The organism is Bacillus sp. MBGLi79, assembly GCF_002953915.1.
This window is the reverse complement of the sequence record NZ_CP026521.1, coordinates 1,027,078-1,033,195: the sequence shown is the minus strand read 5'-3', so window position 1 is coordinate 1,033,195 and position 6,118 is coordinate 1,027,078. Positions and strand designations below refer to the sequence as shown.

The following is a 6,118-nucleotide window of genomic DNA, read 5'->3' as shown; positions in this document are numbered from 1 at the left end:
ACTTTACAAAAAGTTCTTACAATAGAAATTGTTACTCTAATCTGAAAGGTGGAGAAATGGTGGGAATACAGAAAAGACGGTTTTCAAGGAAAAACATTCTCCGTATTCTGCTAACCTCAGTGATGATACTCAGTTTACTCATTCCAAACACCCAGACATATGCAGAAGAACCAAATGAACACCCGCTGATCAACCTCAGCATCCTGGGTACGACAGATATCCACGCCCATATCATGGACTATGACTACTATGCCGACAAAGAAACGGCAGAATTCGGACTGGCCCGCACGGCTCAGCTGATCGAAAAGCACCGGAGCCGGAATCCGAACACGATTCTTGTCGACAACGGCGACTTAATTCAAGGGAACCCTCTAGGGGAGTATATCTTCAAACATGAACGTGAAGCAATTATCTCCGGAACGAAAACACACCCGATCATTGATGTCATGAACAAACTTCACTATGACGCCGGCACGCTCGGAAACCACGAATTCAACTATGGCCTTGAATTCCTTGACGGCACGATAAAAGGCGCCGAATTTCCCATTGTCAATGCCAATATAAAAACATCGGACGGAAAGAACAAATATACGCCATATCATATTGAAGAGCGGACGCTGACGGATGAAAGCGGCCAAAAGCACCAGCTTAAAGTCGGCTACATCGGCTTCGTTCCGCCGCAGATTTTAACATGGGATAAAAAGCATCTGGACGGCAAAATCACGGTGCAGGACATCACCGAATCAGCGAAACAAACGATTCCGAAAATGAAGCAAGAAGGCGCCGACGTGATCATTGCGATCGCCCACTCCGGAATTGAAAATGGCGAACAGGCGGCGGGAGCAGAAAACGCCGTATATGACCTGGCTCTCAAGACGGAAGGAATAGATGCGATCATCTCCGGACATCAGCACGGTCTGTTCCCCGGTACGGACTATCCAGGAAATGGCGTGATCGACAATCAAAAAGGAACGATCAACGGCATCCCTGTCGTCATGCCGAAAAACTGGGGCAGCCATTTAGGAATCATCGATATGCAACTTGAACAGGACGGCGGCAAATGGACAGTGAAAGATGCCAGCGCAAAAACGGAAGCGATTGCCGGACATGTGACGTCACGACACGACACCGTCGTTTCCACGATTAAAGACACACACGAAAAAACGCTTGAATACGTCCGCGCGCCGGTTGGCCAAACGGAAGCTGATATTAACAGCTTTTTCGCACAAGTAAAAGACGATCCTTCGATTCAGATTGTCACAGACGCACAAAAATGGTATGCGGAAGATGTCATGAAGGGAACGGAATACGAAAACCTGCCGATTTTATCAGCGGGCGCGCCATTTAAAGCAGGAGGGCGTAACGGTGCTGATTATTATACAAACATTAAAGCAGGAAACCTTGCGATCAAAAACATCGGCGATTTGTATTTGTACGACAATACGCTCTATATCGTCAAGCTGACGGGAAGCGAAGTGAAGGACTGGATCGAAATGTCGGCCGGGCAGTTCAACCAGATCGCCCCTTCAAAATCGGGTGAACAGGCGCTCCTCAACCCCGATTTCAGGTCGTATAATTTCGATGTCATTGACGGTGTGACCTACCAGATCGATGTCACACAACCGGCAAAATACAATGCGTCAGGCGGGGTGAAAAATCCGCAGGCTAACCGCGTCAAACAGTTGTCTTACAACGGAAAAGCCGTCCGCGACGATCAGGAATTCCTTGTGGTCACAAATAATTACCGCGCGTCCGGGGGCGGCGGATTCCCGCATCTGACGCAGGACAAAGTCGTTTATGCGGCGGCTGATGAAAACAGGCAGGTGCTCATGAACTACATCATGGAAAAGAAAACGGTCAATCCTGCCGCCGATAACAACTGGTCGATCGCTCCGATTAAAGGAGCCGATGTGACATTCGAATCTTCTCTCCTCGCCAAACCGTTTGCTGAAAAAGCGAAGGACATCGATTTTGTCAGAGAATCCGAAAACAGCGGATATGGCGTCTATAAGCTGAACTTTGAAGGTACAGAGCCTCCGGTTGATAATGGAAACTGGACGTTAACAGTCATGCACACGAACGACACGCACGCCCACCTTGATGAAGCGGCAAGGCGCGCTGCCAAAGTGAAAGAAATCCGCAGTGAAGCAGAAAACAATGTGCTGCTCGATGCCGGCGATGTCTTTTCCGGTGACTTGTATTTTACAAAATGGAACGGACTCGCCGATTTGAAGCTGATGAACATGATGGGCTATGACGCCATGACCTTCGGCAACCATGAATTTGATAAAGGGCCGAAAGTGCTCGCAGACTTTCTGAGCGGAAACAATGCGGCCGTCGATCCGTTAAACAGACACCAGCTGGAAAAGCCCGATTTTCCAATCGTCAGCTCCAATGTCGATGTATCAAAGGAGCCTCAGCTGCGAAGCTTTCAAAAAGAGCCTGCACTCTTAACAGCGGGAGAAAAGAAAGAAAGCGGCATCTATCCTTATATTCTGCTTGATGTAAATGGCGAGCAAGTCGGCGTATTCGGCCTGACGACGGAAGATACGTCATATACGTCAAGCCCCGGACCGAACATTGCGTTCCATGACGCTTATCTGTCAGCGGAGAAAACGGTCAAGGAACTGAAAGAAAAAGAAAAGGTCAACAAAATCATCGCCCTCACCCACCTCGGCTACAACCGGGATCTGGAGCTGGCAAAAAAAGTGAAGGGCATCGATTTGATTATCGGCGGGCATACGCATACACTCGTCGATCATTTAAAAGTGGTGGAGAGCGAAGAACCGACAATCGTCGCCCAAGTGAAAGACTACGGGCAGTTTTTAGGACGGGTCGATGTTGTGTTTGATGAGAAAGGCGTCGTTCAAACGGATCAATCAAGGTTCAATTTGATCGCGATTGACGGCAAAGTGGACGAAGATCCTCCAGCGAAAGAAGTGCTTGACGGCTTTAAAGAAGATATTGACGAACTGAAGAAGAAAAAAGTAGGCTATGCCGATGTCCCGCTTGACGGAAAACGCGAGCATGTCCGCTCAAAAGAAACCAACCTCGGCAATTTTATCGCGGACGGCATGCTGAAGAAAGCAAAACAAGCTGGCGGGGCTGACATCGCCATCACAAACGGCGGCGGAATCAGAAGCGGTATTGCCAAAGGCGACATCACACTCGGCGATGTGCTGACGGTTATGCCGTTCGGCAACACCCTTTATGCCGCTGATTTGACGGGTGCGCAAATCAAAGAAGCGCTTGAGCACGGGGTGAGCCAAGTCGAAGAAGGCGGAGGCGCGTTTCCGCATGTCGCGGGTTTATCCTTCACATTTACACTGAGCAAGCCAAAAGGTGAGCGCATCCTTGATGTGAACCTTGTCAATGACAAAGGGGATGCTGTTCCGCTCGATTTGGACAAAACCTATCGTGTGGCTACAAATAACTTCATGGGCGGCGGCGGAGACGGCTATTCCGTTTTTAAAGAAGCGAAAAACGGTGTCGATCTCGGTTTTACCGATTACGACATTTTTACAGAGCAGCTTGCCTTGTACGATTCTGTTTCACCGAACATCGAAAACAGAATAACAGAAGTGTTCCTTCCTGACCGTCAGACAGACGGCACTTGGACGCTTGCGGAAAAACCGTTCGAAACATACGCGAAAAACGCAAATCAGGTGATTGCTTATTTCCCCGACACAGAAAAAGACCACATCAAGCTGAATATGACAAAAGCACAGACTGACCTTGTCAAAGAAAGAACTGATGATCCAAGTATCACCCTGAAAAACGATCGCATTGCGATGCAGCTTCCAGCCGTTAATCTGGCAAGCGAAAAGACTAAAATCAGCATCAAAATCGCCAAGAATATCAAACAGGCGGTCACAAAGGTATATGATTTCAACATTCAGCAGAATGGAAAAACGGTCAGCACATTTAAAGAGCCTGTCGGACTGTTTTTCCAAGTCGAGGCTCCTGACAAACATTTGAGCGTCTATTATGTCGACCGCAAAAACAACAGCTTCACAAAAGTGACAAACGGCTATACGAAAGGCCGTACCGTTGCAGGCTATGTCGACCATTTCAGCGAGTATACCGTGATGAATGACAAAGATGCCGGGTCTCCTTCACTTCCGCCGGGTTCAGGCGATGATGACGGTCCGAATGGCGGCAGCGGCGGTGAACCCCCTGCTTCGCCCGGCGCCGGAAGCGGCGGAGACGGATCAGGCGGTCATGGCAGCGGCGGGTCAGATGACGGAAATGAACCTTCAGATGGTTCAAACGGCGGGTTTTTGCCTGACACCGCTTCAAACGCCTATCATTGGCTGATGCTCGGCCTGCTGCTGCTTATATCCGGAAGCGGTCTGTACCTTTACCAAAGGAAGCGGCGCAAACTCCAAATCTAAATAAAAAAGTGCGGTCTGCTAAAGGCAGAACCGCACTTTTTTTATTCAACCCATTTCACGATTTGATCAAGCGCCCGTCTCGTCTTCGGACGCGGTTCTTTCACGCGGTAACCGAAAGCGGCCATGACCGAGATGTCAAAGCGGCCGTCCTCCAACAATCCTTCTTTTTCAAGGATGTCGTGGACTTTGTCGTAGTTAAAGCCTTCAATCGGGCAGGAGTCAATACCGATCAAGGCGGCCGCCGTCATCATGTTGGCTAGCGCGATGTACGTTTGCTTTGATACCCAGTCAAACATCGCTCTGTCGCTTTCGTACAAATGAAAATCGCCGTCTTGGAAACTTTTCAGAACGCCGTCTTCTTTCAGCATATTTTCAATGATGTCCTCCGGCATTTTTTTCACATGCTTTAACTGATCTGCAACATACCCGGAATCATGCCGCATTTCCTTAGCCGTGCGTCCGAGCAGCAAAACGAAATGGCTGGCTGTCGGCAGCTGTCCCTGTGCGCCCCATGAGACCTGGCGCAGTTTTTCACGCAGCTCTTTATTTTGGACGACGACGAACTTCCACGGCTCGAGGCCGACAGAGCTTGGCGACAGTCTGCCCGCTTCTAAAATAAACTGAAAATCCTCGTCTGATATCTTTCTGTCCGGATCAAACTCTTTTGTCGCGTGTCTAAATTGGAATGCGTCAAGAATCTCCTGCTTCTTGGATTGCTGTGTCATGTTCTGTTCTCTCCTTTTGTCTATAGTTTATATTCCTTTCTTAATTTCATTCTAATCATTATAATAGCAATAAGAAAGTACGCACATTTTTGTGGCATAGTATCATTTTTTATACTAAGGAGAGAGGAAAATGAACAAGAATCCGAAGGCATGCGAAACACCGGACGGTTATTCATGCCCGGTGGAAGCAACGATCGATATCATCGGCGGCAAATGGAAAAGCGTCATTCTGTATCATTTGATCGATGATAAAAAACGCTTTAATGAGCTGCGTCGTTTAATTCCCGCCGTGACACAGCGGATGCTGACCCTCCAGCTTCGCGAACTTGAGCGTGACGGCATCGTCTGCCGCACGATTTATAAGCAGGTTCCCCCGAAAGTCGAGTACAGTTTAACTGAGTTCGGCAAGACGCTGATTCCGATCATCAGTCAAATGATGAATTGGGGAGCTTCCTATGCCGGAAAAATCAAGGAAGCGCGCCAACGATCGGCTGCCGCTGAAATGCTGGAATCGCAAGGCTAATTGGCCGGCTCGATTTTCAAGAGAAAGTCTTTGATTCTGCTTAAGTATTCTTCAGGATCGTGGCGGAATCCGCCGACATGTCCGGCACCTTCAATCAAATACAGTTTCTTTATCCCTTTTTTCCGGTCATACAGGCTTTTGGCCATTTCCGGCGGAACAAGCTGATCATTTGTGCCGTGGATGATCAACAGCGGCGTGTCTGACTGCTCAAGATTGCTGACCGGCGATATGTCGGCAAGGCTCCAGCCGTGGCGCCGTTTGATCAGCCCGCTTGCCAACGGGATGAGAAACGGCACGGACAATTTGACGGCGGCTTTCAGCTGAAAGCGGCATAGCTCTGTTAAATCGCTGAAGCAGGAATCGGCAATACAAAACTTGATTCTCCTGTCCTGTTTCATCAGCTCGATGGCAGCCGCGGCTCCTAGCGATTCGCCAAGCACCCCGATCCAAAGGTCTTTGCCAAACCTGTTCTCAAG

The 6,118-nt window shown here is 48.9% G+C and carries 4 protein-coding genes; 2 read left to right on the top strand and 2 right to left on the bottom strand.

The features are described 5' to 3' along the window. Window positions 1-56 precede the first annotated feature (56 nt). Window positions 57-4,394, top strand: a complete 4,338-nt coding sequence (locus C1T29_RS05130) for a multifunctional 2',3'-cyclic-nucleotide 2'-phosphodiesterase/3'-nucleotidase/5'-nucleotidase (RefSeq protein WP_020450563.1) — start codon at window positions 57-59, stop codon at window positions 4,392-4,394. Window positions 4,395-4,435: 41 nt separating this feature from the next. On the opposite strand, the gene C1T29_RS05125 is transcribed toward C1T29_RS05130, so the two are convergent. Further along, entirely contained in the window at window positions 4,436-5,119 is a 684-nt protein-coding gene (locus C1T29_RS05125) for an NAD(P)H-dependent oxidoreductase (RefSeq protein WP_020450562.1), read from the bottom strand. A gap of 130 nt (window positions 5,120-5,249) precedes the next feature. On the opposite strand from C1T29_RS05125, the gene C1T29_RS05120 reads away from it, so the two are divergent. Next, the gene (locus C1T29_RS05120) at window positions 5,250-5,642 is read left to right on the top strand and encodes a winged helix-turn-helix transcriptional regulator (protein WP_020450561.1); all 393 of its coding nucleotides are present in this window, start codon (window positions 5,250-5,252) and stop codon (window positions 5,640-5,642) included. On the opposite strand, the gene C1T29_RS05115 is transcribed toward C1T29_RS05120, so the two are convergent. Next, on the bottom strand, window positions 5,639-6,118 hold a 480-nt coding region (locus tag C1T29_RS05115), incomplete at its 5' end, for an alpha/beta hydrolase (protein ID WP_208945631.1). The genes C1T29_RS05120 and C1T29_RS05115 overlap by 4 nt on opposite strands.